The following is a 25,644-nucleotide window of genomic DNA, read 5'->3' as shown; positions in this document are numbered from 1 at the left end:
TGGCGGCCTATGATCGGCCCGCAAAAAAGGAAAAGAAGCGTGCTCAACGGCTTGTGGCTTGGTTTCTTCGGGATGGCGGCGCTCGCGGCGCTCGCGCGGTGGCTCGTCGGGGGCGACCCGGGCGTGTTCGCGGCGCTGGTCGAGAGCCTGTTCACCATGGCGCGGCTGGCGGTCGAGGTGATGGTGCTGCTGTTCGGCACGCTCACGCTGTGGCTCGGTTTCCTGCGCATCGCCGAGGCCGCGGGGCTGGTGGGCTGGCTCGCGCGGCTGCTGGGGCCGCTCTTCCGGCGCCTGATGCCGGGCGTGCCCGCCGGGCACCCGGCGCTCGGGCTCATCACCATGAACTTCGCGGCCAACGCGCTGGGGCTGGACAACGCCGCCACGCCTATCGGCCTGAAGGCCATGCGCGAGCTGCAGCGGCTCAACCCCGACCCGGTGACGGCCACCAACGCGCAGATCCTGTTCCTGGTGCTCAACGCTTCGTCGCTGACCTTGCTTCCGGTCACCATCTTCATGTACCGCGCGCAACAGGGCGCGGGCGACCCGACGCTGGTGTTCCTGCCAATCCTGCTGGCCACCAGCGCCTCGACGCTGGTCGGGCTGCTCACGGTGGCGCTGGCGCAGCGCCTGCGGCTGTGGGACCCGGTGGTGCTGGCCTACCTGCTGCCCGGCGCGCTGCTGCTGGGCGGCTTCATGGCCTTGCTGGGCACCCTGTCGGCGGCGGCCATCGCGTCGCTGTCGTCGCTGCTGGGCAACCTCACGCTGTTCGGCGTGATCGTGGGCTTCCTGCTGGCGGGGGCTTTCAAGCGCATCAAGGTCTACGAGTGCTTCGTCGAAGGCGCGAAGGAAGGCTTCGACATCGCGAAGAACCTGCTGCCGTACCTGGTCGCCATGCTGTGCGCCATCGGCGTGCTGCGTGCGTCGGGCGCGCTGGACTTCGTGCTTCACGGCCTGCGCTGGCTGGTGAGCGCGGGCGGCTTCGACGCGCGCTTCGTCGACGCCATGCCCACCGCGCTGGTCAAGCCGTTCTCGGGCAGCGCGGCGCGCGCGATGCTCATCGAGACCATGAAGAGCCAGGGCGTCGACAGCTTCCCCGCGCTGGTGGCCGCCACCATCCAGGGCAGCACCGAGACCACCTTCTACGTGCTGGCGGTGTACTTCGGCGCGGTCGGCATCCAGCGCGCGCGGCATGCGGTGGCCTGCGCGCTGCTGGCCGAGCTGGCGGGCGTGGTGGCGGCCGTGGCGGTGTGCTACTGGTTCTTCGGATAGATGGCGGGGCCACTGCCTTTTCACCGGCTTGCGGCCCGATCGATGAGCCCCGCCGAGCAGCCCCCGGGTCGCTGAGCCAAAATGGCCCTCTGCCCTCCAAGCCCTTGCTGCCTTTTTCAGTGACCACTCCCCGACGGGCCCAGCCGCCCTCCTTTTCACCCGACGAGTTTCGTGAAGCGCTCGGCACGTTCGCGACCGGCGTCACCATCGTCACCGCGCGCGCGGCCGACGGCACGCTGGTCGGCCTCACGGCCAACTCCTTCAACTCCGTGTCGCTCGCGCCGCCGCTGGTGCTGTGGAGCCTCGCGCGCGCCGCGGGCTCCATGCCCGCGCTGAGCGCCGGCTCGCACTACACGGTGAACATCCTGGCGGCCAACCAGAAGGCGCTGGCCGAGCGCTTCGCCACCAAGAACATCGACCGCTGGGCCGACGTGGCCTTCACCGAAGGCATCGGCGGTGCGCCCGTGCTGGCGGGGGCCGCGGCCAGCTTCGAGTGCTTCAACCGCAGCCGCTACGACGAAGGCGACCACGTGATCTTCGTGGGCGAGGTGGAGCGCTGCACGCACGACGCGGGCGCCTCGCCGCTGCTGTTCCACGGCGGGCGCTTCTACACCGAACACCCCTTGTAATGGCCCGCCCTGCGCTCCTGCTCGTCCTGCTGCTTGCCGCACAGGCGGGCATGGCGCAGGAAGCTGCGGCACCGCGCGAGCCGATCGAGCCCGTCAAGCAGAACTGGTTCGACGACCCGTTCTTCCAGGTGGCCGCGGGCCTGCCGGCCTGCGCCGTGCCCGAGGGGCCGTTCTACACGGCCGAGGAGCGCCGCCTGCAGACCCACTCGCGGCTGGAGCGCGGCACCAGCTGCTGGCTGGCCGGCAAGTGCACCGACAGCAACGCCTACCGCTACGACAAGCCCCTGGCCCCCAAGGTGCGCGCCGCGCTGCGGGCCGTGCCGGGCGTGGACAAGGGCAGCGTCTGGGTGACCGTGCAGCGCCGCTGGGTGTACCTGCAGGGCTGCGTGCCGAACGCGGCGCTGGCGAGCAAGCTCGAGCGCGCGGCGCGCGCGCTGCCCGACGTGGAGGCGGTGGTGCCCGACCTGATGGTGGGCACGCGGGGCAAGCCGCCCTACCCCGTGGCCACGAGGTAGGCCCGAGGTAGGCCGCCCCCCGGCCACCCGCTGGCCGCGCGGGGCGAAATACCGCGGCTGCGCGCAGTGCCCACGCCGTCACACGGCACGCCCGGCGCCGCGATACGATCATCGGACGAATTGACGGCCCCGCGCCGCGATTGACTGACCGCCAAATGATCCAGCGCAAGACCCACCTCGACAGCCTCGCCATCGGCCTGCTCATTGCCTGCTGCGCCTTCTGGGGCCTGCAGCAGATCCTCATCAAGACCACCGTGGCCGAGGTGCCGCCGATGTGGCAGGCCTCGATCCGCATGGTGGGCGCCACCTTCCTGCTGTGGCTGTGGTGCGTGTGGCGCGGCGTGCCGCTGTTCGCGCGCGACGGCACGCTGTGGCCGGGGCTGCTGGCCGGCCTGCTGTTCTCGGGCGAGTTCGCGGGCATCTACCTGGGGCTGCAGCACACCAGCGCCTCGCGGCTCACGGTGTTTCTCTACACCGCGCCCTTCTGGGTGTCGCTGCTGCTGCCGCGCTGGGTGCCGGCCGAGCGGCTGCGCGGCTTCCAGTGGCTGGGGCTGTTCATTGCGTTCGCGGGCGTGGTGCTGGCGTTCAGCGAGGGCTTCGGCCACATGAGCTCGTCGCAGCTCATCGGCGACGCCATGGCCCTGGCGGCCGGCGCGCTGTGGGGCCTGACCACGCTCACGCTGCGCACCACGCGGCTGGCCACGGCCAGCGCCGAGAAGACGCTGTTCTACCAAGTCGCCGTGACGGCCGCGGTGTGCCCGCTGCTGTCGCTCGCGCTCGGCGAGCACTGGGGCTTTGCGTACTCGGCGGCGGCCTGGGGCTCGATCGGCCTGCAGACCGTGATCGGCGCCTTCGCCAGCTACCTCACCTGGATGTGGCTGCTGCGGCACTACCCGGCCACGCAGATGTCGTCCTTCACCTTCCTCACGCCGGTGTTCGCGCTGGTGTGCGGCGTGGTGCTGCTGAAGGAGCCGCTCACGGCGCAGCTGGTCGTGGCGCTGGCGGGCGTCGCAGTGGGCATCGTGCTGGTGAACCGGCGGCCCGCGGTACAACGCACGGCATGAACCCGATGACCCAGACCATGAAATTCCAGCCGGTGCTCGACGAGATCGCGGCCACCCTGCGCCCGCAACTCGGCCAGGGCGGCACCGTTGCCAGCTACATCCCGGCGCTGGCGCGCGTCGATGCGCGCCAGTTCGGCATTGCGCTGCGCACCTGCGAGGGCGAGGAGGCCGGCGCGGGCGACTTCGAGACGCCGTTCTCGATCCAGAGCGTGTCGAAGCTGTTCACGCTCACGCTCGCCATGCAGCGCATGGGCGACACGCTGTGGGAGCGCATCGGCCGCGAGCCGTCGGGCAACCCGTTCAACTCGCTGGTGCAGCTGGAGAACGAACAGGGCAAACCGCGCAACCCGTTCATCAATGCGGGCGCCATCGCGGTGGCCGACCGGCTGGTGAGCCAGGCGCTGGCTAACGGCGACAACGGCAACAACGGCCACAGTGCCAAGGCCGACATCCTCGCGCTCATGACCAGCCTGTGCGGCGAGCCCATCGGCTTCGACGACGAGGTGGCGCAGTCGGAGGCCGACACGGGCTTTCGCAACATCGCGCTGGCCAACTTCATGAAGAGCTTCGGCAAGATCGACAACGACGTCGCCAGCGTGCTCGACACGTACTTTCACCAGTGCGCGCTGCGCATGAGCTGCCGCCAGCTGGCGCGCGCCGCGGCCTTCCTGTGCCGCGACGGTGCCCACCCGCTGGACGGCGAGCCCGAGATCACAGGCGAGCGGCAGACCCGGCGCATCAACGCGCTGATGCTCACCTGCGGCACCTACGACGCGGCCGGCGACGTGGCCTTTTCCATCGGCCTGCCCTGCAAGAGCGGCGTGGGCGGCGGCATCGTGGCGGTGGTGCCCGACAAGCTCACGCTGTGCGTGTGGTCGCCCGCGCTCGACGCCACGGGCAATTCGCTGCTGGGCATGAAGGCGCTCGAGATGTTCGTGGCGCGCACGGGGCTGTCGGTGTTCTGATCGCGCCGATCGCGCCGATCGCGCCGATGCGCCGACGGATCAGGCCGCCACCACCGCCGGTGCGGCGGCCAGGCAACCCATGCCTTCCAACGCCGCCTCCACGGCCTCTTCGAGCGGCGTGTGCGGCTCGCGGCCCAGGAAGGCGACCAGCTTCGCGTTGTCCATGCCCACGGGCGTGCGCCACAGGTAGCGCATCTCGCGCATCTCGCGGAAGGTGGCGACGAAGGGCGAGGCCAGCGTCAGCAGCCACCACGGGAAGGCCGACACGCGCACCGCTGCGCCGCCGCCCTGCGCGTGGCGTGCCGCCACCTTGCGGATGGCGCCGCTCATGCGCGTGCCGTCGGCGTCCCAGTGGCCGGCCATGTGGAAGCGCGCGAAGGGCTCGAGCCGGTCGCGCCGCGCCAGCAGCTCGACCATGGTGCGCGCCACGTCGGGCAGGTACGACCACTGGTGGCCGACGCCGGCGCGGCCCGGGTAGCTCACGGCCTTGACCGGCTGTCCCGCCTTCACCAGCCCCTGCGAGAACCAGTTGTTGCCGGCCTTCGGTCCGAAGAAGTCGCCGGCGCGCACGATCAGCACGCGGACGCCCTGGCGGCTCGCGTCTTCCAGCCGCTTCTCCATTTCGACGCGGATCGCGCCCTTGCGCGTGAGCGGGTGCTGCGGCGCGTCCTCGGCCAGCAGCGGGAAGGCGTCGGGGCCGAAGTTGTAGACCGTGCCGGGCAGCACCACGGTCGCGCCTTCGGCCCTGGCGGCGGCAATGGTGTTGTCGAGCATCGGCAGCACCAGCTCCGACCAGCGGCGGTAGCCCGGCGGATTGACCGCATGCACGATGACCGCACAGCCCCGGGCGGCCTCCCGCACGGCCTGTGCGTCCATCGCGTCGCCGGCCAGCCAGCTGATGCCGTCGCGGCGGCCTTCGGTCGCGCCGCGCTTCAGTGCGCGCACCTCCCAGCCGGCGTCGCGCAGCTGGCGCGCCACTTCGCCGCCGATGCCGCCCGTTGCGCCCAGAACCAGAACCGTGTCGTTGCGTGCCATGAAGTGCTCCTGAAAAGGTGTCGATGGATGAATTCTGGGCTGGGCGAGGTTGCATTGGAATTGCCGAACATGAGCCAGCAGCTATACATTTCCGTATGACTTCGAACATCGGCTGGGAGCTCTACCGCTCCTTCCTCGGCGTGCTGCGCGAGGGTTCTCTTTCGGGCGCGGCGCGCGCGCTGGGCATCACCCAGCCCACGGCCGGGCGCCACGTGGCCGCGCTCGAGGCGGCATTGGGCGTGGTGCTCTTCACGCGCTCGCAGGTCGGCCTGCTGCCCACCGAGGTGGCGCTGGCCTTGCAGACCCACGCCGAGGCCATGGAAAGCACGGCCGCCTCGCTGGAGCGCGCCGCCAGCAGCCACGGCACGGGCGTGCGCGGCGTGGTGCGGGTGTCGGCCAGCGAGGTGATCGGCGTGGAGGTGCTGCCGCCCATCGTGGCGCGGCTGCGCGAGGCGCACCCGGCGCTGAAGGTCGAGCTGGTGCTGACCAACCGCGTACAGGACCTGCTGCGCCGCGAGGCCGACATCGCGGTGCGCATGGTGCGCCCCAAGCAGGAGCAACTGGTGGCGCGGCGCATCGGCCACATCGAACTGGCCTTCCACGCGCACCGCGACTACCTGGCGCGCCACGGCACGCCGCGCAAGCTGGAGGAGCTGGCCGGCCATGCGGTGATCGGCTACGACCAGCCGTCGGCCTTCGTGCGCGATGCGGTCAAGGCGGCGAATGCGGGCAGCGCGGGCAGCGCGGGCAAGGCGCTGCCCGGCTACACCCGCGACGCCTTCTCGCTGCGCACCGACAGCGACCTGGCGCAGCTCGCGCTGATCCGCGCGGGCGCGGGCATCGGCATCTGCCAGGTCGGCCTGGCCCGGCGCAGCGACGCGCTGGTGCGCCTGCTGCCGCGCGCCTTCTCGATGAAGCTCGACACCTGGGTCACCATGCACGAGGACCTGCGCCACAGCCCGCGCTGCCGCGCCGCCTTCGACGCGCTGGCCGGCGGACTGCAACAGTACGTTGGCGCGCCCGAAGCAGCCGGCGCACAGGGGAAAATGGCCCGCGCAAGAACACACACCACCGAATGACCGACCTCAACGATCCGACCGAACCGACCGACTCCGACTCCCTTCCCCTGCGGGAGGCCCGCCTCTGGCGCGACGGCCTGTGGACCGCCCGCGTCATCAAGAACGAGGAAGACGACGGCTGGGCCGTCGAGATGACCCGCCAGGGCGACCCCGAGCCCGCGCTCGTCGGCCCCTGGACCATGGGCCGCGACAAGAAGAACCCCAAGCCGCTGGACGGCCCCGCCTTCTCCACGCTGGTGAAGACCGCCGCCGAAGTCATCCGCCGCCACGAGCAGCACCTGCACGCCACGCTCAACAAGAGCGTGACCGTCACCGCGCGCAACGACCAGCGCGTGCGCGTCACGCTGGCCATCGTGCCCGACGAGGACAACCCCTCGGCCACCCTCACCGCATACGACGACGCCGACGACACGGAACTCGCCAGCGTGAACGTGTCGCCCGCGTTCAGGCTCACGGCGTCGAGCGCCACCGCGTGGATCGAGTCGGAGTACGCACGCCCGCGCTGAGCGCGGGCCACAAGGCAGTCGCGCTGAACGCGGACCGCGAGATAGCCGCGCTGAGCGCGGGCCGGATGCATAACGCGCCGAGCCCCGCCGCAATCAGCGAAATGACGTATGTGCAGCCTGCGCCGAGTTGAGAACAATCGGCTCCGACGACACGAACCCGTTGCCCGCCGCCCCACAGACAAGCCCGAATCGGTTGAACACCGGCTCGGGCTTTTTTGTTTTTCTCTCAACCACCCTTCAGGAGCAGCGTCATGAGACATGGTGATATTTCGAGCAGCAGCGATTGCGTCGGCGTCGCGGTCGTCAACTACAAGATGCCCCGCCTTCACACCAAGGCCGAGGTGCTGGACAACGCCCGCAAGATCGCCGAGATGCTGGTCGGCATGAAGCGGGGCCTGCCGGGCATGGACCTGGTGGTCTTTCCCGAGTACTCCACGCACGGGATCATGTACGACGCCCAGGAGATGTACGACACCGCGGCCACGGTGCCCGGCGAGGAGACCGCCATCTTTGCCGACGCCTGCCGCCGCGCCAACGTGTGGGGCGTGTTCTCGCTGACCGGCGAGCGGCATGAAGAGCACCCGAACAAGGCGCCGTACAACACGCTGATCCTCATGAACAACCAGGGCGAGATCGTCCAGAAGTACCGAAAGATCATGCCGTGGACGCCCATCGAAGGCTGGTACCCGGGCGACCGCACCTACGTGAGCGACGGCCCCAAGGGCATGAAGATCAGCCTGATCGTCTGCGACGACGGCAACTACCCCGAGATCTGGCGCGACTGCGCCATGCGCGGCGCCGAACTCATCGTGCGCTGCCAGGGCTACATGTACCCGGCCAAGGAGCAGCAGATCCTGGTGTCCAAGGCCATGGCCTTCATGAACAACACCTACGTGGCGGTGGCCAACGCGGCGGGCTTCGACGGCGTGTACTCGTACTTCGGCCACTCGGCGCTGATCGGCTTCGACGGGCGCACGCTCGGCGAATGCGGCGAGGAAGAGATGGGCATCAACTACGCCGAGCTGTCGATGGGCCTCATTCGCGACGCGCGCAAAAACGGCCAGTCGCAGAACCACTTGTTCAAGCTGCTGCACCGCGGCTACACCGGCATCGTCAACTCGGGCGACGGCGACAAGGGCGTGGCGGACTGCCCGTTCGACTTCTATGCGCAGTGGGTCAACGACCCCCAGGCCGCGCGCGACAAGGTGGAGGCGTTCACGCGCAGCACCATCGGCACGGCGGAGTGCCCGATAGAGGGCATTCCGCACGGGCCCGCCACGCGGGACTGAGTACGCGACCGAGCACCCGGCTCCCCGTGCTCAGGCCTGGCGGAACGCCGTGAGCACCTTCAGCACGCTGAGCGTCGCGCCGTCGAGCAGCGCGGGCTGGCGGTGCGCAATGCCCACGCGCCGCGTGAGTTTGGGCGTCACCGGCAGGATCCGCATGCGCTCGTTGTGCGCCGTGTCGGTGCTCTGCTGCAGCGGCAGCAGCGCCGCGCCGTAGCCGGCCGCCACCAGGCTGCGCATGGCCGCGTCGTAGTTGAGCTCGATGCGCGCGCGCGGCGCGAAGCCGGCCGCGGCAAACCACTCCATGGTGAGGCGGTACATGTGCGTGGTCGCCTCGTTGAAGATCAGCGGCTGCGCCGCCAGCCAGGCCGGCGTGACGCGCCTGGGCGCCTTCCAGCGCTGCGGCACGAACGCCATCATGGGCTGCTCGCACCACGGCGCGACCACGATGCCGCGCACCGGCGGCTGCGGCAGCGCCACCAGGCCGATGTCGAGCGTGCCCGCCGCGAGCCGCTCCATGGCCTCGTACGAACCGCGAATGCTCACCTCGACGTCGATGCCCGCGTGCGCCTCGCCCAGCGCCTCGAGCACCTGCGGCAGCAGGTCGACCAGCACGCCGGTCGACGTGCCCAGCCGCACGCGGCCCACGCGCCCTTCGGCCTGGCGCTTGACCGCCTCGACGGCATCGTCGGTGTCGCGCAGCAGCTTGCGCCCGCGCTCCACCAGCGCCGCGCCCGCGGCCGTGGGCGTGATGCGGCGGTTGCCGCGCAGCACCAGCGGCGCATCCAGGCGCGACTCGAGTTCGCTGATGTGCAGGCTCACCGTGGGTTGCGCGAGATGCAGCGCCTTGGCCGCGGCCGAGAAGGTGCCGAGGTCGGCGATGGCGATGAGCGTGCGCAGTTGGTCGAGGTTGAGCTGTCGCATGGGGTGGCGGGTTTCTCAGGTATCAGGAAAGCTGATCGGCGGTGTCAGAAATCTCAACTTCCACAATATCACGCACCGCAAGAAGATGGGCGCTCCCAACCAAGGAGCCCATCGTGACAGCGCCGAAGCCAACGTCCTTTCATCAACGCCTGATCCATGCCCTGCGCGGCTGGCGCCGCCGCGTGGTGAACGGCCGCCGTGCGCGTGCCGACATGCGGCACCTGACCGGCATGAGCGAGCACGAGCTGCGCGACCTGGGCATCGGGCGCAGCGAGGTGCCCGAGTTGCTGGACCGCCACCGGTACTGAGCAGCGCGGCGCTTTTCTTCAGGCATCGCGCCCGTTTTGAGGTTCAATTCGGGGCGTGCCCAAGCCCGTTGCTTCACCCGCCCCCCTGTTCATCGAACTCACGTCGCCGCAGTCCGTCAACGACCGGCGCGCGGCCTTCCAGTCGCTCTGGCTGCTGGTGCGCATGCAGCACGCCCACGAGGCCGCCGACGGCGTCGTGCGGCTGGCCGACCTGCGCGGCGAGGTGTCGGACGCCAGCACGCTGCGCATGGTGGTGAGCCGCGCGTTTCGCGACTTCAAGGCCTGGGACCTCGAGGTCGGCTGGGGCGAGGACACGCAGCGCGAGCCCCGTTTCCTGAACGCCGAGCGGCGCAGCCAGGGCCCGTTCTGGCTGCCGGCGGCCGAGGCGAAGCGCGTGCGCGTGCGCGTCGACGGCCGCGCGGCCACGGCGGCGGAGGTGGCGTCGTTCCTGGGCCTGCGTTCGCGCAAGGCGCAGGCGGCACCGGCCACCGGCTCGGCGCCGCCCGATGCGGTGCACCTGCAGGACGCGGCCTTCTGGAAGCAGCTGGTCGCCTCGCAGCAGGCGGCGCGGCAAGGCCGGCTCATGGCGCCGGTGGCCGGCAGTGACGGCAACGGCAGCGCCCTCGAATCGATCCGCTTGGCCGGCACGCTGGCCGCCACCGACTTCCAGCGCGCGCTGGTCACGCTGAACGAGGCCATGCTGTGGCGCCGGCTCGGCGACAACGAGCAGGCGCGCCGCCGCCTGCAGGCGCTGAAGAAGCAGCGGCTCGCGCACCACGTGGCGGGCAACGACTACCTGGGCGCGATGGAATGCATCGTCTCGGCCTGGTGCGCCTACACCGCGCGTGACCTGCCGCTGGCGCAGTCGCTGCTGGCCGGCATGGCCGAAGACGCGGCGCGCGCGCTGGTGCTGCGCCACCACCCCGACGTGCGCTTCGAGTGGTGCAACCTGTGGGCGCTGGCCTGCCGTTCGCGCGCGCTGGGGCTCGCGGCCGACGACAAGCCGGCCGCGGCCGCGCTGGCCGAGGAATCGCTGCGCCGCTTCGGCGAGGCGCTGGCGGCGGCGTTCGAGTCGCACTCGTTCGACGCGGCGCAGCACGTGGCGGCCAACATGGGCATGGCCGCGTGGCTGTTCGACCGCGTGGGGCTGTCCGACCTGCCCGCGCTGGCGCACGACGGCAACGCCGACACCACGCGCCGCGCGGTGCAGTGGATCGCCTTCAGCGAATGGCTCTGCGGCCACACCGACGGCCAGGGCCGCTCGGCGTGGAACGCGATCTACCTGATGCGCATCGCGCGCGGCCACTGCCGGCCCGGCGACCACGAGAAGCCGCCCGCGCTCGCGCAGTTCCGCGCGCAGAAACCGCTCGACCCCGCCGCCGTTTCCAGGCTGGCTGGTCCGCTCGCCGACGCCTTCGACGCCACGAACTGGCCCGCGCGCTGGGTGCAGGTGGCGCAGGCGCGGCTGGCCGACCACCAGGCCGGGCGCCGGCGCTACCCCGGCCTGCAGCACTGCAGCCTGCTGTTCGAGCACGCCTGGTATGCGGCGCACGCGGGCGACCTGAAGGCGGCCGAGCAGTCGCTGGCCTTGCTGCGCGAAGCGCTGCCGCAGCTGGTGCCGAGCGACCGCGCCTACTTCACCGAATCGTGGAACGACCAGCTGCCCGCCGAACTGGTGCTGGAGGCCAAGCCGCCGCGGCGGCCGGCCGCTCGCAAGAAGACCGCGCCGCGGGTACGCTGAACCTGATTTCGCACCTGATTTCGCACCTGATTCCGCACCTGATTCCGTTCATGTCCGACAAGCCTAACGAACCCATCGACCTGGCCGCGCACCGCGAACGCCGCGCCCGGCTGGAGCAGCAGCGGCTGAGGCAGCGCGCCGCGGCGCAGGCGGCGCGAGACGCCGCGCCCTCGCCCGAACCCGGTCCCGGCGAAGTGCCCTGCGCGCGTTGCGGCGAGCCCATCTTCGGCCACGTGCGGCAGTGCCCGCATTGCGGCGTGCATTTCAGCAGCGGCGGCGCCGAGGCCTTCGCGCCGAAGCAGGGGCTGTCGCGGCGCACCAAGTGCATCGTCGCGCTGGTCGCCGTCGCGCTGCTGCTGGCGGGACTGAGCGACGACATCGCCCGCTGGTGGTGAGCCAGTAGGCCCCGCCAGCGCTCAGCGTGCCGCTGCCGGCGCGCCCGTCGACTTGCGCACCACCAGCTCCGGGCGCAGCACCACGGTCGAGGCCGACATCGAGTGGCCGTCGATCTCCTCGAACAGCATCTCGGCCGCGCGCCAGCCCAGCTCGCGGTGCGGCAGGCGGATCGTGGTGAGCGGCGGGTCGACCATGTCGACCAGCGGCATGTCGTTGTGGCCCGTCACCGAGATGTCCTGCGGCACGCGCAGGCCGGCCTCGCGCAACGCGTCGTAGGCGCCCAGCGCCACCAGGTCGTTGCAGCACACCACGGCCTGCGGCGGGGCACCGGCCTCCAGCATCTGCTTCATGGCGGCGGCACCGGCCTCGCGGCTGTAGCTTGCGCACTCGACCACGCGCAACGGCTTCATGCGGTGGTCGCGCAGCGCCTGCTCCACGCCCAGGCGCCGGCCCACGCCGGTGGGAATGGTCTGCGGCCCCGCCAGGTGCGCGATGCGCTTGTGGCCCAGGCCCACGAGGTGGTCGACCGCCAGCTTCATCGCGAGCCGGTCGTCGCTCACCACGGCGGGCAGGCGGCCGGTTTCGTCGGCGCGGTTGACCAGCACGGCCGTCATGCCGGCCTGGGTGACGAAGTCGACCAGCGGGTCGTCGCGCGTGGCGGTGGCCATGACCACGCCGTCGACGCGCTGCGCCAGCATGCGCTCCAGCACGGGCCGCGCCAGCGCATGGTCGACCACGTTGGCGACGAACACGAAGTACCCGCGCGCCGCCGCGCTGGCCTCGATGCCCTGCAGGATCGGCGGGAACACCGCGTTGGTGATGTCGGGCACCAGCACGCCGATGGTGTGGGTGCGCCCCGTGCGCAGCGCCGAGGCCGCGCGGTTGGGCCGGTAGCCCAGGCGCTGCGCGGCCTCCTCGACCACGCGCAGCACCTCGTCGCTGATCAGCGAGCGCTTCTCCGGGCTGAGCGCGCGCGAGACGGTGGACACGTGCACGCCGGCGGCGCGGGCAACGTCGCGGATGGTGACGGGGGCGGTCGGAGAAGAAGGGGCGGGCGGGCGGGTGCTCATTGGTGCAAACGATTGTCGTCCGGTACGGCGGGCCTTGGGTGACTTACCCTCATTCCTGAACCCCGGATTCCCGCCATTTTACTTTTCGGCGATTTGGTCTAACATCGTGCAAACGATTGCAAAGACCCGCCATGAACATTGCCACCTCTCCCGGCTCGGTGCTGGGCTTCACGCTCGACGCCATGAAGCGCACGCCCGACCCGCGGCTGCGCACCGTGATGGACGCGCTCACGCGCCACCTGCACGCCTTCGTCCAGGAGGTGAAGCTGACCGAGGAAGAGTTCGAGCAGGCGCTCGAATTCATCGTCGCGATCGGCCATGCCACCGGCGAGACCAAGAACGAGGTGGTGCTGGCGGCGGACATCCTGGGCGTGTCGACCGTGGTGGCGCTGCAGAACAACCAGGACCCGCACGGCGAGTCGCCGGCCGCGCTGCTCGGGCCGTTCTGGCGCGCCAACGCACCGGCCTGCGCGCTGGGCGACAACATCGCGCGCTCGGGCACGCCGGGCATTCCGCTGGAAGTGACGGGCACGGTGCGCGACGCCCAGGGCCGGCCGGTGGCCGATGCCACGGTCGACGTGTGGCAGGCCTCGCCGGTCGGCCTCTACGAGAACCAGGACCCGGCGCAGGAAGACATGAACCTGCGCGGGCGCTTCGACACCGACGCCGAGGGCCGCTTCCACTTTCGCAGCGTGCGCCCCGCCGGCTACCCGGTGCCCACCGACGGGCCGTGCGGCGTGCTGCTGCGCGCGCAGCTGCGCCACCCCAATCGCCCCGCGCACCTGCACTTCATGGTGAGCAAGCCGGGCCACAAGGTGCTGATCACGCAGGTGTTCGCGGACGACGACGAGAACCTCGAGAGCGACCCGACCTTCGGCGTGACGCGCCGGCTGATCGGCCGCTTCGCGCTGGCCCCCGACGGCAAGACCGCATCGATGCACCACGACTTCGAGCTCGAACCCGGCGAGATGAAGTTCCCCCGCCCCCCCATTCCCTGACTCAACCCGAGACACTCCCCATGAGCTTCGACCCCGTATCCCGACTCGACGGCAAGGTCGCCGTCATCGCCGGCGGCCTCGGCGCCATCGGCTACGCCACGGCCGTGCGCCTGGCCGCGCTGGGCGCCACCTGCGTGCTGCTGCACCGCAAGGACGATGGCGCCGCGCGCGCCGCCGCCCTGCCCTCGGCCCACGGCCAGCGCCATGCCGCCATTCGCGCCGACATCGTCGACACGGCCAGCCTGAACGCCGCCGCCGCCGAGGTGCAGGCCACGCTCGGGCGCTGCGACATCCTGGTGAACAGCGCGGGCCACACGCAGCCCGTGCCGGCCGCCGACCTCGACGCGCTGACCGACGAACTCATCGACGACATGGTGCGCGCCAACTTCCGCGGCGTGTTCGCCACCATCCGCGCCTTCGCGCCGATGCTGAAGGCCAGCGGCGACGGGCTGGTGGCCAACATCTCGTCCATTGCCGGCTTCACCGGCGTGGGCAGCAACCTGGCCTACGTGGCGGCCAAGGCCGGGCTCGACGTGGTGGGCGACGCGCTGGCCAAGGCGCTGGCGCCGGCGGTGCGCGTGGTGTCGGTGTCGCCGGGCGCGGTGGCCTCGGGCTTCGTGCCCGGGCGCGGCGCGGAGTTCGCCGACAAGATGGCCAGCACCACGCCGCTGGGCCGCATCGGCCAGCCCGACGACGTGGCCGCCACGGTCGAGGCGCTGGCCACCACGATGCGCTTCGTGACCGGCACGCGCATCGTGGTCGACGGAGGGCGCCACCTGTGAGCGCCGCCAAGACCCTCATCACCTGCGCCGTCACGGGCAACCTCGTGAAGCCGGAGCAGACGCCGCACCTGCCGATCACGCCGGTGCAGATCGCCGACGAATGCCTGGCCGCGGCCGAGGCTGGCGCGAGCCAGGTGCACATCCACGTGCGCCACCCCGAAACGGGCAAGCCCTCGATGGAAGTCGAGCTGTACCGCGAGGTGGTGGAGCGCATCCGCCGCGAGAACCGCGAGCTGATCGTGAACCTCACGACCGGCCCCGGCGGGCGCTTCGTTCCCAGCGAGGAAGACCCGAAGGTCGCGGCACCCGGCACCACGCTGCTGCCACCGGAAAAGCGCGTGGAACACATCGCGCTCATCAGGCCCGACGTGTGCTCGCTCGACCTGAACACCATGAACTCCGGCCCCGACGTGGTGATCAACACGCCGAAGAACGTGCGGCGCATGGCCCAGGTGATGCGCGCGGCCGGCGTGAAGCCCGAGCTGGAGATCTTCGATTCGGGCGACATCAACCTCGCGCTCGACCTGATCGCCGACGGCACGCTCGACGGACCCGCCATGTGGACCTTCGTGCTCGGCGTGAAGTACGGCTTCGCGCCCACGCCCGAGACCCTGCTGTACGCACGCAACATGCTGCCGCGCGGCGCCTTCTGGAGCGCCTTCGGCATCGGCCGCATGGAGTTCCCGATCGTCGCGCAGGCCTGGCTGCTGGGCGGCCATGTGCGCGTGGGCATGGAGGACAACATCTACCTCGAGAAGGGTGTGCTCGCCGAGAGCAATGCCCAACTGGTGGCGAAGGCGCGCGACATCCTCGTGAGCCTGGGCGGAGAGGTGGCCAACCCGCGCGAGGCGCGCGCCATGCTGGGCCTGGCCGACACCCGCGCCGTGCAGGGAGCCGCACGATGAGCGCCGCCGCGATGCACACCACGCATGCCACGCACACCGCACAGGCCGCCCACCCGGCGCGCGCACTGCGCGTGACCGAGAAGGCCGCCACCCTGGACGCGCTGCGGCTCGAAGCCGCTGCCCAGGCCGAACCCACGCCGCCGCCCGGCCATGCCGTGGTGCGCGTCGCCGCCGCCGCGGTGAACCCGAGCGACGTGAAGGCGACGCTGGGCATCATGCCGCAGGCCGTGTGGCCGCGCACCCCGGGGCGCGACTTTGCGGGCACCGTCGTGAGCGGCCCCGCCGAGTGGATCGGCCGCGAGGTATACGGCTCCGGCGGCGACGTCGGCATCACGCGCGACGGCTCGCATGCGCGCTACCTCGTGCTACCCGCGCAGGCGCTGCGCGCCAAGCCCCAGGGCATCTCGATGGACGAGGCCGGCGCGGTGGGCGTGCCCTTCGTCACCGCCTACGAGGGCTTTCGCCGCAGCGGCATGCCGCAGGCCGGGCAGACGGTGCTGGTGCTCGGCGCCAACGGCAAGGTCGGCCAGGCGGCGGTGCAGCTGGCCTCGCAGGCCGGCGCGCGCGTGATCGCGGTGCAGCGGCGCGAAGGCCCCTTCGAGGGCTTTGCGAGCGGGCCGGTCGATGCGATCGACGCGCGCCACCACGCCGACGTGGGCGCGCGGGTGCGCGAGCTCACCGACGGGCGCGGCGCGCACATCGTCTACAACACCGTGGGCAGCGCCTACTTCGAAGCGGCCAACAAGGCCATGGCCAAGGGCGCGACGCAGATCTTCATTGCCACGCACGACCGCGCGGTGCCCTTCGACATCTTCGCGTTCTACCGCGGCATGCACACCTACGTGGGCATCGACTCGCTGGCCATGGACTGCATCGCGAGCACCGCGCAGCTCGACGCCATGCGCGAAGGCTTCGAGCGCGGCACGCTCAAGCCCTTTCCGGTCGCGCGCAGCTTCACGCTCGACGAAGCGCTCGACGCCTACCGGCTGGTGCTCTCGGGCAGCACCGACCGCGTCGTGCTGCGCCCCTGAACCGCCTGCAAGGAACCCCACGCCATGCACGTCACCCGCTTCGACGCGGCGCCGCACTACGAGGCGCCCAACCATTTCGACATGCGCTGCCTGCGCCTGCAAGGCAAGGAAGCCGGCCCCTCCACGCAGATGTGGATGGGCATGAGCCAGATCCTGCCCGGCGGCCACACCGGCCTGGACGGCTCGCCCATGGAAAAGCTCTACCTCGTGCTCGAAGGCCAGCTGCACGTGGTGGGCGAGATCGACGGCGCGCGCTGGGAAGAAGTGCTCGGGCCCTACGACAGCTGCCGCTTCGCCCCCGGCGAAAAGCGCCAGCTGGAAAACCGCGGCAACCGGCCCGTGCTGGTTGCGCTGGTGATGCCCCACGCACCGCCGCCGTAGCGGCCCTTTCTTTCATCAGTCAGTCATTCATCGCTCAACCCAATAAATCAACGGAGACAAGACGCATGAAGAAGACATTCACCTGGAGCCGCCGGCGGACGCTGGCAACGGCGCTGGCCGCGGCATTGGCCGCCTGCGCGCTCCCCGGCGCCCACGCGCAGGGCCCGTGGCCGGGCACGCAGCCCATCAAGCTCGTGGTGCCCTTCACCGCGGGCAGCGGCACCGACATCGTCGCGCGCCTCGTGGCCGAGAAGCTCGGGCCCGTGCTGGGCACCAGCGTCATCGTGGACAACAAGCCCGGCGCCGGCGGCACGCTGGGCGCGGCCCTCACGGCCAAGGCGCCGGCCGACGGCTACACGCTGCTGGTGCATTCGGCCGGCCACCTCGTGAACCCGTGGATCTACAAGGGGCTGTCGTACGACACCCTCAAGGACTTCACCGGCATCACGCCGATGGCCAGCCTGCCCAACGTGCTGGTCACCGCGCCGTCGCACTTCACCGACGTGAAGGACCTGGTCGCGAAAGCCAAGGCCAAGCCCGGCGGCCTGAACTACGGCTCGGCCGGCAACGGCTCGGCCACGCACATGAACGCCGAGGTGTTCCGCCTCGCCGCCGGCCTGGACGCGCAGCACGTGCCCTTTCGCGGCACGCCCGAGGCCATGACCGAGGTGATGGCCGGGCGCGTCGACTGGTTCTTCGCGCCGATGGTGTCGGCGCTGCCGCTCATCCAGAGCGGCAAGCTGCAGGCGCTCGCGGTGGGCACGGGCAAGCGCTCGTCGGCGCTGCCAAGTGCGCCGACGACGGTCGAGGCCGGCGTGCCGGGCTCGGAGTACCTGTTCTGGGTCGGCCTGTTCGCGCCCGCGAAGACGCCGCAGCCGGTGGTGGAGCGCCTGCAGGCCGAGGTCGCGAAGATCATGGTGTCGCCCGAGCTGAAGGAGCGGCTCGAGAAGCTGGGCGCCGAACCCTTCACGATGCCTTCGGCGCAGTTCAACAGGTTCATCGTCGACGAGACGGCCAAGGCGCAACAGGTGGTGAAGGCTGCCAGCATCAAGGTCGACTGACATGGCCCGCACGCACTTCATGGCCGTGGCCCTTGCCGCCCTTGCCGCCAGCCTCCTGCTGCCCGTTGCCGCGCAGGCGCAACCGGCCGACCTCGTCCTCACCAATGCAAAGATCGCCACGCTCGACGCCGGCGGCGCCACCGCGCAGGCGCTGGCCGTGCGCGACGGGCGCATCGTGGCCGTCGGCAACGCCGCGCAGATGCGCGCGCTCTCGGGCCCCGCCACACGGACGGTGGACGCCGGCGGGCGCACCGTCATCCCCGGCCTCATCGACTCGCACATGCACGCGGTGCGCGCCGCGCTGAGCTATTCGACCGAGGTCAACTGGATCGGCGCGGGCACCATCGCCGAAGCCATGGCGCGCATCCGCACCGCCGCAGCCAGCGCGCGCCCCGGCGGCTGGCTGATCGTGGCCGGCGGCTGGACCGAGCAGCAGTTCGCCGAGCGCCGCCGCCCGACCCTGGCGGAGCTGCAGGAGGCCGCGCCCGGCAACCCGGTGTACGTGCAGCTCTTCTACGAAGCGGTGGTGATGACGCCCAAGGCGCTCGAGGCGCTGGGTGTGCCGGCCGGCACGCTGCCCGCGGGCATGAAGGCCTCGCCCGACGGCGCACCGGGCTGGATGACCGGCGACATCGTCGGCATCTCGGCGCTGTTCGACAAGCTGCCCAAGCCCACCTACGACGACAACCTGGCCGGCACGCGCGCCTTCTTCACCGAGCTGAACCGGCTCGGCGTCACCGGGCTGGTGGACCCGGGCGGCTTCAGCATCGCGCCTTCGCAGTACGCGGCGCTGTTCGCGCTGTGGCGCGAGAAGGCGCTGACGCTGCGCGTGGCCTACAGCGTGTTCGCGCAGAAGCCCGGCGCCGAGCTGCAAGAGTTCCGCGACCTCACGCAGATGCTGCCGATGGGCTTCGGCGACGACATGCTGAAGTTCAACGGGCTGGGCGAACGCGTGACGCTCGCGATGTACAACAACAACTTCCCCGACGAGGCCGCGAAGGCGAAGTTCTACGAGCTCGTGAAATGGGCGGCCACGCAGAGGCTGGCCGTCACCATCCACTGGCAGGAGAACGGCTCGGTCGACCACCTGCTCGGCCTGTACGAGAAGCTGAACGCCGAGGTGCCGCTGAAGGACCTGCGTTGGTCCATCGCCCACCTGGACGACGCCTCGCCCGAGACCTTCGCGCGCATGAAGGCGCTGGGCATCGGCTGGACCATGCAGGACGCGATGTACTTCCAGGGCGACCGCGCGCTGGCCGTGCGCGGCGAGGCCGCGCGGCGCATGCCGCCCATCGGCACGGCCCTGCGCGCGGGCGTGAACGTGGGTGCGGGCACCGACGCGCACCGCGTGGCCTCGTACAACCCCTTCGTCGCCCTGCAGTGGATGCTCGACGGCAAGACGGTGAGCGGCAAGGCCATGCGCGGCGCCGACGAAACGCCCACGCGCGAGCAGGCGCTGCGCCTGTACACGGCGGGCAGCGCGTGGTTCAGCTTCGACGAAGGCCGGCGCGGCACGCTGGAGGTGGGCAAGCTCGCCGACTTCGCGGTGCTCGACCAGGACTTCTTCACCGTGCCGCTGGAGCGCATCGGCAAGACCACCTCGCTGATGACGGTGGTGGGCGGGCGCGTGGTCCATGCGGCGCAGCCCTTCGGCGCGGCCACCGCCTCGGTGGCCTCGGCACCCTGAAGTCAGGCGTTGAATGCAGTGCGGAGGGCGGCGATGCAGTCGATCTCGATGTCGAAGCGCCCCGGCCATGCGGGCACGCAGACGAAGATGCGCGCGGGCGGGTCTTTCGGGAAATAGCGCGCATAGATCGCGTTGACCGCCGCGAACTTCTCCACCGAGGTGCAGTACACGTTGCACTTGAGCACGTGGTCCAGCGAGGAGCCGGCGGTTTCGAGGCACAGCTTGAGCTGGTCGAGCACCAGCTCGGTCTGCCGCTCCAGCGGTGCGTCGGCCACCTGGCCGGTGGCCGGGTCGAACGGCGGCAGGCCCGACACGTACACCGTGCCGCCGTGCCGCGTGACCACCGAGGTCGGCGCCTTCCAGTTGTCCAGGTAGGTCGACAGCGGTTCGACACGGATCACCTCGCGTTGCATGGGGGCGCTTTCTGTGGAGGGGGAAAGCGCCCTATGGTGCCGGCGAAGGCGCCTCCTCGCTTCGTTCCACGACGAAGGATGGCGCGGGCCCCAGGGCGTGTCGCACCCGCTCGCGCAGCACCGGCAGCACATCGCTCTCGAACCACGGGTGGTGCTTGAACCAGCCGGTGTTGCGCGGCGAGGGATGCGGCAGCGGGATGAAGCGCGACGCGTAGTCGGCGAAGGCCTGCACGGTCTCGGTGACGCCAACGCGCGCCGTCTTGCCGAGGAAGTGGCGCTGCGCGTACTGGCCGATGAGCAAGGTCAGCTCGACCTGCTTCATGTGCGCGAGCAGCTTGTCGTGCCACAGCGCGGCGCACTCCCTGCGCGGCGGCAGGTCGCCGCTGGTGCCGCGGCCCGGGTAGCAGTAGCCCATGGGCATGAGCGCGACGCGCGTGGCGTCGTAGAAGGTGGCGCGGTCGATGCCGAGCCAGCGGCGCAGCTGCTCGCCGCTCTTGTCGTCCCATGGCACGCCGGTCCTGTGCACGGTGAGGCTGGGCGCCTGGCCGATGAGCAGCAGCCGCGCGCTCGCGCTGGCCTGCACCACCGGCCGCGGGCCGAGCGGCAGGTGCACGGCGCAGGCGTGGCAGGCGCGGATTTCGGTGAGCAGCGCGTCCATGGCCTTCAACCGGACTGGCGCACCTTCGACTTGCGTACCTTCATTCGGCGAAGGGACGGAAGAAGGCATTGAGTTCGTTGCCCGCCGCGGCGTCCGCGAAGCCGTCGAAGCGGCCCTGCTGGGCCAGCGTGCGCGCCGCGCGAATGAAGCCGCCCCAGGCCGCGCGCGCCATGCCGCCGCCCACGCTGACGCGGCGCACGCCGAGCTCGGCGATGTCCTGCATGGTGAGTTCGCTGGCCGCGCCCACCAGCAGGTTGACCGGCTTGGGCGCCACGGCGGCAACCACGGCCGCGATCTGCTCGCGGGTCTTGATGCCGGGGGCGTAGAGGCAGTCGGCACCGGCATCCGAATAGGCCTTGAGGCGCGCGATGGCGTCGCCGAGGTCGGGGCGGCCGGCGAAGAAGTTCTCGGCGCGGCCGATCAGCATCACGTCGGCACCCGACGCGTCGATGGCCCGGCGCGCCGCGCGCAGGCGCTCCACCGCCACGTCGATGGGGAACAGCGGATCGGCGGCGTTGCCGGTCGAGTCCTCGATGGACAGGCCCGCCACGCCGGTCTCGATGGCCAGGCGCACGCTGGCGGCCACGCCCTGCGCGTCGGCGGCGAAGCCGTTTTCGAAGTCGGCGTTCACGGGCAGGCCGGTCGCTTCCACCAGTTCCTGCAGGTGCCCGAGCATGCGTTCGCGCGACATGGCGCCGTCGGCCTGGCCCTGCGACCACGCGAAGCCCGAGCTGGTGGTGGCCAGCGCCTGGAAGCCCAGGCCTTCGAGAAAGCGCGCGCTGCCCGTGTCCCATGGGTTCGGAATGACGAAGCAGCCTTGCGCGTGCAGGGCGCGGAAGGCGGCGCGTTTCTCGGCGACGGTGCGGGTCATGGCGGGGCCTCGGCTTTCTTGGTGTGGGCGTCTGTGGGCGTCTGTGGGGGTCTGCAGGGCTGGCGAAAATCCGGGCGCTCAGGATAAGCCCGTGCGCCCGGCCGCCTCGCCCGGCGGGTTTTGCAGCAGGTAGTCGATGAAGGCGCGAACGGCCGGCAGCATGCCGCGCCGCGAGGCGAAGGCGGCCTGGATCTCGCTGGCCGCGCAGGCCCATTCGCCGCACAGGCGCACCAGCCGGCCTTCGGCCAGCGCGTCGCGGCACATGATCTCGGGCAGCAGCGCGAGCCCCATGCCCTGCTCGGCCAGGTGCCTGAGCGCGAACATGTCGTCGGTGACGAAGTGCGGCGTGAACGACAACTCCTGCATCTCTTTCTGCACACCGCGTTCCAGCGTCCAGCGGTAGCGCTCGTTCTCGGCGGGCAGCGACAGCACCGGCCACGCGGCCAGCTCGCCGAGCGTTTGCGGCATGCCGAGCCGCGCCACCAGCGCCGGGCTCGCCAGCAGCACGTCGACCGTGCCGCCCAGGCGCCGTGCGACCAGGCTCGAATCCTCGAAGGGCGGGCGCCGCACGCGCAGCACCACGTCGATGTTCTCCTGCAGCGGATCGACGCGCCGGTTGCTCACCTCCAGCTGCAGCCGCACGCCGGGGCAGGCCCGCATGAAGGCCGGGATCAGCGGCGTGAGCCAGAACTGCGCGAGCGTGAACGGGCAGCTCACGCGCAGCAGGCCCTGCGGCTGCGTGGTGGCCTGGCGCACCACGTCGAAGGCCTCTTCGCCCGCGGCCACCGTCGCCTGGCAGCGCTCGTAGAACTGCCGGCCCACGCTGGTGAGCAGCAGCCGGCGCGAGCTGCGCTGCAGCAGGCGCACGCCCATGCGCTCCTCGAGCTGCGAGACGCGCCGGCTCAGGCGCGACTTGGGAATGCCCAGGTGGCGGCTCGCGGCGCTGAAGCCCTGCTGCGTGACCACGTGGGCGAAGAGGGCCAGGTCGTTGAAGTCTTCCATGTCTTGCTCATGTCTCGCTCTGTTTTGTTCTGCCTGCGGAACGATCCGTTCTTTTGCAGCGAATTGTTCTGCGTTCGTTCCACCAGCATCATCGATCGCTCCGCCACGGTCAACCTCCACACCCCATGAAACTCGCCAGCTTCCACCACCGCGACGCCCTTCGCTTCGGCGTGGTCCGAAACGACGGCATCGCCGACCTGAGCGCGCAACCCGGCGCGCCGGCCGGGTTGCGCGAACTGCTCGCGCGCGGCGACGACGGCATGGCGTGGCTGCACGCGGCGCTGGCCGATGCACCGCGCGTGGCGCTGTCCGATGTGCGGCTGGCCGCGCCCATTCCGGCGCCGCAGAAATTCCTCGGCCTGGGCGGCAACTACGCCTCGCACCTGGAGGAAGCCGCCAAGGTGGGCCTGGTGCGGGCGCCGGGGCAGGTGTGGTTCAACAAGCAGGTGTCGTGCGTGGCCGGCCCGTTCGACGCGGTGCACAAGCCCCGCGTGTCCGACCAGTTCGACTACGAGGGCGAGCTGGGCGTGGTCATCGGCCGGCGCTGCCGCCATGTGCGCGCCGAAGACGCGATGGCCATGGTTGTGGGCTACGTGGTGGTGAACGACCTGAGCGTGCGCGACTGGCAGATGCGCGCGCCCACGCACACGCTGGGCAAGTCCTTCGACACGCACGGCCCGTTCGGCCCCTGGCTGGTGACGCGCGACGAAGTCGCCGACCCTCACGCGCTGCGGCTGCGCACCTGGGTCAACGGCGAACTGCGGCAGGACGGCAACACCGCGCAGATGCTCCACCGCATCGAGGCCATGCTGGTCGAGCTGAGCACCGCCTTCACGCTGGAGCCCGGCGACGTGCTGACCACCGGCAGCCCCGCGGGCGTGGGCGGGCTGATGGACCCGCCGCGCTACCTGGTGCCGGGCGACGTGGTGCGCGTGGAGATCGACGGCATCGGCCACCTCGAGAACCGCGTGGTGGCCGAGCCCGCCGCCTGAGCATTGCGCCCCAAAAAGGAGACGACCCATGAACGACATCGCCACGCCCATGCCCGCGCCCGCGCGCACGCTGCCCGCTCGCGCCCTGCCCGACTTCACGCGCACCGCGCTGCGCCCCGTCAAGCTCGCGCACGTGGTGCTGCGCGTGAGCGAGCTCGCGCGTTCGCGCGCCTGGTACCTCGAGGTGCTGCAGGCCCAGCCCGCGTTCGAGAACGAGATGCTGTGCTTCCTGACCTACGACGACGAGCACCACCGCATCGGCCTGATCGCGCCGCCGGGCCTGAAGCACGAGGCCGACGCCAGCACGGGGCTGGAGCACATCGCCTTCACCTACGGCTCGCTGGGCGAGCTGCTGGCCAACTACCGCCGGCTGGCCGCGCGAGGCATCCGGCCCTACTGGTGCATCAACCACGGGCCGACGGTGTCGATGTACTACCGCGACCCCGACGGCCACCGGCTCGAGCTGCAGCACGACGTGTTCGAGACCGCGACGGACATCAACGCCTTCTTCGCGGGCGGCGCCTATGCGGAGAACTTCATGGGCGTGGTGTTCGAGCCCGAGGCACTGATCGCGCGTTTCGAGGCCGGCGAGCCGCTGGAATCGCTCACCGCGCGGCCCGGGCTGCCGGCGGGCAAGGGGCCGTGGGACATGTTCGTGCCCTGAACGCTGAAAGCCGAGCCGAGCGCGTCAGCACTCGACCACGTTCACCGCGAGCCCGCCCAGCGAGGTTTCCTTGTAGGTGGACTTCATGTCCTCGCCGGTCTGCTTCATGGTGCGGATCACCGCGTCGAGCGACACATAGTGGCTGCCGTCGCCGCGCAGCGCCAGGCGCGCCGCGTTGATGGCCTTCACCGCGCCCATCGCGTTGCGTTCCACGCATGGAATCTGCACCATGCCGCCCACCGGGTCGCAGGTGAGGCCGAGGTTGTGTTCCATGCCGATCTCGGCTGCGTTCTCCACCTGCGCCGGCGTCGCGCCGAGCACCGCGGCCAGCGCGCCCGCCGCCATCGAGCAGGCCACGCCCACCTCGCCCTGGCAGCCGACCTCGGCGCCCGAGATGGAGGCGTTGGTCTTGTAGAGCATGCCGATGGCCGCCGCGGTGAGCAGGAAGTCGACAATGCCTTCGTCGCTCGCCTGCGGCACGAAGCGCTGGTAGTAGTGCATCACCGCGGGCACCACGCCGGCCGCGCCGTTGGTGGGCGCGGTGACCACGCGCCCGCCCGCGGCGTTCTCCTCGTTCACCGCCATGGCGAAGGCGTTGACCCAGTCCATGGCCGCGAGCGGGTCGGCCGCGCCGGCCTGCGCCAGCAGTTCGCGGTGCAGCTCGCTCGCGCGGCGGCGCATGCGCAGCGGGCCGGGCATGGGCTGCGCGGCCAGCGGGTTGTCGATGCCGAAGCCGCGCTGCACGCACTGCCGCATCACGCCCCAGATGCGCAGCAGGCCGCCGCGCACCTCGGCCTCGGGCCGCCACGTGCATTCGTTGCGCATGACCAGCGCGGCCACCGAGAGGCCGCTGGCGCGGCATTGCGCCATCAGCTCGTCGCCGGTGGTGAACGGGTGCGGCACCGTTGCGGCGGTGGCCACCGTCTCGGCCACGGCCTGGCCGCCTTCGACCACGAAGCCGCCGCCGACCGAGAAGTACGTGGCCTCGGCCAGCGCGGTGCCGTCGCGCGCGAAGGCCGTGAAGCGCATCGCGTTGGGATGCTCGGGCAAGGATTCTTCACCGCGAAAGGCGATGTCCCGCACGCGGTCGAAGGCGATGGGCGTGGTGCCCAGCAGGCTCAGCTGGCCGCTGCGGCGCAGCGCGTCGAGCCGGGGCTGCACGGTTTCGGGCCGCACCGTGTCGGGCGCGTCGCCCAGCAGGCCGAGGATCACGCCCTGGTCGGTCGCGTGGCCGTGGCCCGTGGCGCCGAGCGAGCCGAACAGGTCCACCCGCAGCCGCACCACGCGCGCGAGCACGCCGCGCGGCGCGAGCGACTGCGCGAACATCAGCGCCGCGCGCATCGGGCCCACGGTGTGCGAGCTCGAGGGGCCGATGCCGATCTTGAAGATGTCGAAGGCGGACAGCATCAGCG

General features: G+C 71.0%; 28 protein-coding genes. 20 read left to right on the top strand and 8 right to left on the bottom strand.

Annotated features, from left to right (window positions below; all coding sequences use genetic code 11):
• The first annotated feature begins 39 nt into the window (after positions 1-39).
• From BM013_RS36520 to BM013_RS36500, 5 genes are all read left to right on the top strand, one after another.
• Positions 40-1,269, top strand: a complete 1,230-nt coding sequence (locus BM013_RS36520) for a nucleoside recognition domain-containing protein (protein ID WP_093134672.1) — start codon at positions 40-42, stop codon at positions 1,267-1,269.
• Positions 1,270-1,388: 119 nt separating this feature from the next.
• Positions 1,389-1,898: a flavin reductase family protein gene (locus BM013_RS36515; protein ID WP_093134669.1), complete on the top strand. Its 510-nt coding sequence runs from the start codon at positions 1,389-1,391 to the stop codon at positions 1,896-1,898.
• The gene (locus BM013_RS36510; RefSeq protein WP_093134667.1) at positions 1,898-2,413 is read left to right on the top strand and encodes a BON domain-containing protein; all 516 of its coding nucleotides are present in this window, start codon (positions 1,898-1,900) and stop codon (positions 2,411-2,413) included. The genes BM013_RS36515 and BM013_RS36510 overlap by 1 nt, the downstream gene beginning before the upstream one ends.
• Before the next feature lie 155 nt (positions 2,414-2,568).
• The gene (locus BM013_RS36505; protein ID WP_093134664.1) at positions 2,569-3,477 is read left to right on the top strand and encodes a DMT family transporter; all 909 of its coding nucleotides are present in this window, start codon (positions 2,569-2,571) and stop codon (positions 3,475-3,477) included.
• A 5-nt stretch (positions 3,478-3,482) separates the two neighbouring features.
• Positions 3,483-4,442: a glutaminase gene (locus BM013_RS36500; protein WP_218153724.1), complete on the top strand. Its 960-nt coding sequence runs from the start codon at positions 3,483-3,485 to the stop codon at positions 4,440-4,442.
• A gap of 39 nt (positions 4,443-4,481) precedes the next feature.
• On the opposite strand, the gene BM013_RS36495 is transcribed toward BM013_RS36500, so the two are convergent.
• Positions 4,482-5,477, bottom strand: coding sequence for an NAD-dependent epimerase/dehydratase family protein (locus BM013_RS36495; protein WP_093134662.1), 996 nt, complete (start codon positions 5,475-5,477; stop codon positions 4,482-4,484).
• Positions 5,478-5,572: 95 nt separating this feature from the next.
• Here BM013_RS36495 and BM013_RS36490 point away from each other — a divergent pair, with 95 nt between their 5' ends.
• The 3 genes from BM013_RS36490 (at position 5,573) to BM013_RS36480 (ending at position 8,351) form a co-directional block, all read left to right on the top strand.
• Positions 5,573-6,556: a LysR family transcriptional regulator gene (locus BM013_RS36490; protein WP_093134659.1), complete on the top strand. Its 984-nt coding sequence runs from the start codon at positions 5,573-5,575 to the stop codon at positions 6,554-6,556.
• Entirely contained in the window at positions 6,553-7,062 is a 510-nt protein-coding gene (locus tag BM013_RS36485; RefSeq protein ID WP_093134657.1) for a hypothetical protein, read from the top strand. Before BM013_RS36490 ends, BM013_RS36485 begins: the two co-directional genes overlap by 4 nt.
• A 251-nt stretch (positions 7,063-7,313) precedes the next feature.
• Entirely contained in the window at positions 7,314-8,351 is a 1,038-nt protein-coding gene (locus tag BM013_RS36480) for an aliphatic amidase (protein WP_093134654.1), read from the top strand.
• Between the two features lie 30 nt (positions 8,352-8,381).
• Here the strand turns inward: BM013_RS36480 and BM013_RS36475 are convergent, their stop codons facing one another.
• Positions 8,382-9,272: a LysR family transcriptional regulator gene (locus tag BM013_RS36475; RefSeq protein WP_093134651.1), complete on the bottom strand. Its 891-nt coding sequence runs from the start codon at positions 9,270-9,272 to the stop codon at positions 8,382-8,384.
• 113 nt (positions 9,273-9,385) lie between these two features.
• On the opposite strand from BM013_RS36475, the gene BM013_RS36470 reads away from it, so the two are divergent.
• The 3 genes from BM013_RS36470 to BM013_RS36460 are packed head-to-tail and all read left to right on the top strand — an operon-like array spanning position 9,386 to position 11,716.
• Positions 9,386-9,580 (top strand): YjiS-like domain-containing protein, encoded by a 195-nt coding sequence (locus BM013_RS36470; RefSeq protein WP_093134649.1) that lies wholly within the window; start codon positions 9,386-9,388, stop codon positions 9,578-9,580.
• A gap of 55 nt (positions 9,581-9,635) precedes the next feature.
• Positions 9,636-11,321 carry a hypothetical protein gene (locus tag BM013_RS36465; RefSeq protein ID WP_093134646.1) on the top strand — a complete coding sequence of 562 codons (1,686 nt, stop codon included), beginning with the start codon at positions 9,636-9,638 and terminating at the stop codon, positions 11,319-11,321.
• Positions 11,322-11,371: 50 nt separating this feature from the next.
• Complete coding sequence (locus tag BM013_RS36460) at positions 11,372-11,716, top strand: hypothetical protein (RefSeq protein ID WP_093134643.1); 345 nt, start codon at positions 11,372-11,374, stop codon at positions 11,714-11,716.
• A 21-nt stretch (positions 11,717-11,737) separates the two neighbouring features.
• On the opposite strand, the gene BM013_RS36455 is transcribed toward BM013_RS36460, so the two are convergent.
• Complete coding sequence (locus BM013_RS36455) at positions 11,738-12,787, bottom strand: LacI family DNA-binding transcriptional regulator (protein ID WP_093134641.1); 1,050 nt, start codon at positions 12,785-12,787, stop codon at positions 11,738-11,740.
• A 131-nt stretch (positions 12,788-12,918) separates the two neighbouring features.
• Here BM013_RS36455 and BM013_RS36450 point away from each other — a divergent pair, with 131 nt between their 5' ends.
• The 7 genes from BM013_RS36450 (at position 12,919) to BM013_RS36420 (ending at position 19,632) form a co-directional block, all read left to right on the top strand.
• Positions 12,919-13,785, top strand: a complete 867-nt coding sequence (locus tag BM013_RS36450) for a dioxygenase family protein (protein ID WP_093134638.1) — start codon at positions 12,919-12,921, stop codon at positions 13,783-13,785.
• Positions 13,786-13,805: 20 nt separating this feature from the next.
• Positions 13,806-14,567 carry an SDR family NAD(P)-dependent oxidoreductase gene (locus tag BM013_RS36445; protein WP_093134636.1) on the top strand — a complete coding sequence of 254 codons (762 nt, stop codon included), beginning with the start codon at positions 13,806-13,808 and terminating at the stop codon, positions 14,565-14,567.
• A complete protein-coding gene (locus tag BM013_RS36440) occupies positions 14,564-15,472 on the top strand; it encodes a beta-keto acid cleavage family enzyme (RefSeq protein WP_093134633.1) in 909 nt (302 codons plus the stop codon). The genes BM013_RS36445 and BM013_RS36440 overlap by 4 nt, the downstream gene beginning before the upstream one ends.
• 11 nt (positions 15,473-15,483) lie before the next feature.
• Entirely contained in the window at positions 15,484-16,503 is a 1,020-nt protein-coding gene (locus tag BM013_RS36435) for a quinone oxidoreductase family protein (RefSeq protein ID WP_093134741.1), read from the top strand.
• A 24-nt stretch (positions 16,504-16,527) separates the two neighbouring features.
• Positions 16,528-16,884, top strand: a complete 357-nt coding sequence (locus tag BM013_RS36430) for a cupin domain-containing protein (RefSeq protein WP_093134631.1) — start codon at positions 16,528-16,530, stop codon at positions 16,882-16,884.
• 65 nt (positions 16,885-16,949) lie between these two features.
• On the top strand, positions 16,950-17,945 hold the full coding sequence (locus BM013_RS36425; protein ID WP_093134628.1) for a Bug family tripartite tricarboxylate transporter substrate binding protein: 996 nt from the start codon (positions 16,950-16,952) through the stop codon (positions 17,943-17,945).
• A 1-nt stretch (position 17,946) separates the two neighbouring features.
• Positions 17,947-19,632 (top strand): amidohydrolase, encoded by a 1,686-nt coding sequence (locus BM013_RS36420; protein WP_218153723.1) that lies wholly within the window; start codon positions 17,947-17,949, stop codon positions 19,630-19,632.
• A 2-nt stretch (positions 19,633-19,634) separates the two neighbouring features.
• Here BM013_RS36420 and BM013_RS36415 read toward each other — a convergent pair whose 3' ends face one another.
• The 4 genes from BM013_RS36415 to BM013_RS36400 all read right to left on the bottom strand — a co-directional run bounded on the left by BM013_RS36415 (position 19,635) and on the right by BM013_RS36400 (position 22,576).
• Entirely contained in the window at positions 19,635-20,045 is a 411-nt protein-coding gene (locus BM013_RS36415) for a RidA family protein (protein WP_093134626.1), read from the bottom strand.
• A gap of 31 nt (positions 20,046-20,076) precedes the next feature.
• The gene (locus tag BM013_RS36410) at positions 20,077-20,703 is read right to left on the bottom strand and encodes a uracil-DNA glycosylase family protein (protein ID WP_093134733.1); all 627 of its coding nucleotides are present in this window, start codon (positions 20,701-20,703) and stop codon (positions 20,077-20,079) included.
• Between the two features lie 40 nt (positions 20,704-20,743).
• Positions 20,744-21,574, bottom strand: a complete 831-nt coding sequence (locus BM013_RS36405; RefSeq protein ID WP_093134623.1) for an isocitrate lyase/PEP mutase family protein — start codon at positions 21,572-21,574, stop codon at positions 20,744-20,746.
• A 78-nt stretch (positions 21,575-21,652) separates the two neighbouring features.
• Complete coding sequence (locus BM013_RS36400) at positions 21,653-22,576, bottom strand: LysR substrate-binding domain-containing protein (protein ID WP_093134621.1); 924 nt, start codon at positions 22,574-22,576, stop codon at positions 21,653-21,655.
• A 125-nt stretch (positions 22,577-22,701) separates the two neighbouring features.
• On the opposite strand from BM013_RS36400, the gene BM013_RS36395 reads away from it, so the two are divergent.
• Together BM013_RS36395 and BM013_RS36390 are read left to right on the top strand one after the other, a co-directional pair.
• A complete protein-coding gene (locus BM013_RS36395; protein ID WP_093134618.1) occupies positions 22,702-23,568 on the top strand; it encodes a fumarylacetoacetate hydrolase family protein in 867 nt (288 codons plus the stop codon).
• Between the two features lie 28 nt (positions 23,569-23,596).
• Positions 23,597-24,232 (top strand): VOC family protein, encoded by a 636-nt coding sequence (locus BM013_RS36390; RefSeq protein WP_093134616.1) that lies wholly within the window; start codon positions 23,597-23,599, stop codon positions 24,230-24,232.
• 24 nt (positions 24,233-24,256) lie between these two features.
• Here the strand turns inward: BM013_RS36390 and BM013_RS36385 are convergent, their stop codons facing one another.
• Positions 24,257-25,642 carry an L-serine ammonia-lyase gene (locus BM013_RS36385; RefSeq protein WP_177225666.1) on the bottom strand — a complete coding sequence of 462 codons (1,386 nt, stop codon included), beginning with the start codon at positions 25,640-25,642 and terminating at the stop codon, positions 24,257-24,259.
• Positions 25,643-25,644 lie beyond the last annotated feature (2 nt).

It is taken from the genome of Variovorax sp. OK605 (genome assembly GCF_900115445.1).
Taxonomy (GTDB): Bacteria; Pseudomonadota; Gammaproteobacteria; order Burkholderiales; family Burkholderiaceae_C; genus Variovorax.
This window is presented reverse-complemented; position numbering and strand designations above follow the sequence as displayed.

Coding starts and splice junctions, on each gene's coding strand:
- BM013_RS36510 (WP_093134667.1), top strand. CDS start 1,898: ATGGCCCGCCCTGCGCTCCTGCTCGTCCTGCTGCTTGCCGCACAGGCG.
- BM013_RS36505 (WP_093134664.1), top strand. CDS start 2,569: ATGATCCAGCGCAAGACCCACCTCGACAGCCTCGCCATCGGCCTGCTC.
- BM013_RS36500 (WP_218153724.1), top strand. CDS start 3,483: ATGACCCAGACCATGAAATTCCAGCCGGTGCTCGACGAGATCGCGGCC.
- BM013_RS36495 (WP_093134662.1), bottom strand. CDS start 5,477: ATGGCACGCAACGACACGGTTCTGGTTCTGGGCGCAACGGGCGGCATC.
- BM013_RS36490 (WP_093134659.1), top strand. CDS start 5,573: ATGACTTCGAACATCGGCTGGGAGCTCTACCGCTCCTTCCTCGGCGTG.
- BM013_RS36485 (WP_093134657.1), top strand. CDS start 6,553: ATGACCGACCTCAACGATCCGACCGAACCGACCGACTCCGACTCCCTT.
- BM013_RS36480 (WP_093134654.1), top strand. CDS start 7,314: ATGAGACATGGTGATATTTCGAGCAGCAGCGATTGCGTCGGCGTCGCG.
- BM013_RS36475 (WP_093134651.1), bottom strand. CDS start 9,272: ATGCGACAGCTCAACCTCGACCAACTGCGCACGCTCATCGCCATCGCC.
- BM013_RS36460 (WP_093134643.1), top strand. CDS start 11,372: ATGTCCGACAAGCCTAACGAACCCATCGACCTGGCCGCGCACCGCGAA.
- BM013_RS36455 (WP_093134641.1), bottom strand. CDS start 12,787: ATGAGCACCCGCCCGCCCGCCCCTTCTTCTCCGACCGCCCCCGTCACC.
- BM013_RS36450 (WP_093134638.1), top strand. CDS start 12,919: ATGAACATTGCCACCTCTCCCGGCTCGGTGCTGGGCTTCACGCTCGAC.
- BM013_RS36445 (WP_093134636.1), top strand. CDS start 13,806: ATGAGCTTCGACCCCGTATCCCGACTCGACGGCAAGGTCGCCGTCATC.
- BM013_RS36435 (WP_093134741.1), top strand. CDS start 15,484: ATGCACACCACGCATGCCACGCACACCGCACAGGCCGCCCACCCGGCG.
- BM013_RS36430 (WP_093134631.1), top strand. CDS start 16,528: ATGCACGTCACCCGCTTCGACGCGGCGCCGCACTACGAGGCGCCCAAC.
- BM013_RS36425 (WP_093134628.1), top strand. CDS start 16,950: ATGAAGAAGACATTCACCTGGAGCCGCCGGCGGACGCTGGCAACGGCG.
- BM013_RS36420 (WP_218153723.1), top strand. CDS start 17,947: ATGGCCCGCACGCACTTCATGGCCGTGGCCCTTGCCGCCCTTGCCGCC.
- BM013_RS36415 (WP_093134626.1), bottom strand. CDS start 20,045: ATGCAACGCGAGGTGATCCGTGTCGAACCGCTGTCGACCTACCTGGAC.
- BM013_RS36410 (WP_093134733.1), bottom strand. CDS start 20,703: ATGGACGCGCTGCTCACCGAAATCCGCGCCTGCCACGCCTGCGCCGTG.
- BM013_RS36405 (WP_093134623.1), bottom strand. CDS start 21,574: ATGACCCGCACCGTCGCCGAGAAACGCGCCGCCTTCCGCGCCCTGCAC.
- BM013_RS36400 (WP_093134621.1), bottom strand. CDS start 22,576: ATGGAAGACTTCAACGACCTGGCCCTCTTCGCCCACGTGGTCACGCAG.
- BM013_RS36395 (WP_093134618.1), top strand. CDS start 22,702: ATGAAACTCGCCAGCTTCCACCACCGCGACGCCCTTCGCTTCGGCGTG.
- BM013_RS36390 (WP_093134616.1), top strand. CDS start 23,597: ATGAACGACATCGCCACGCCCATGCCCGCGCCCGCGCGCACGCTGCCC.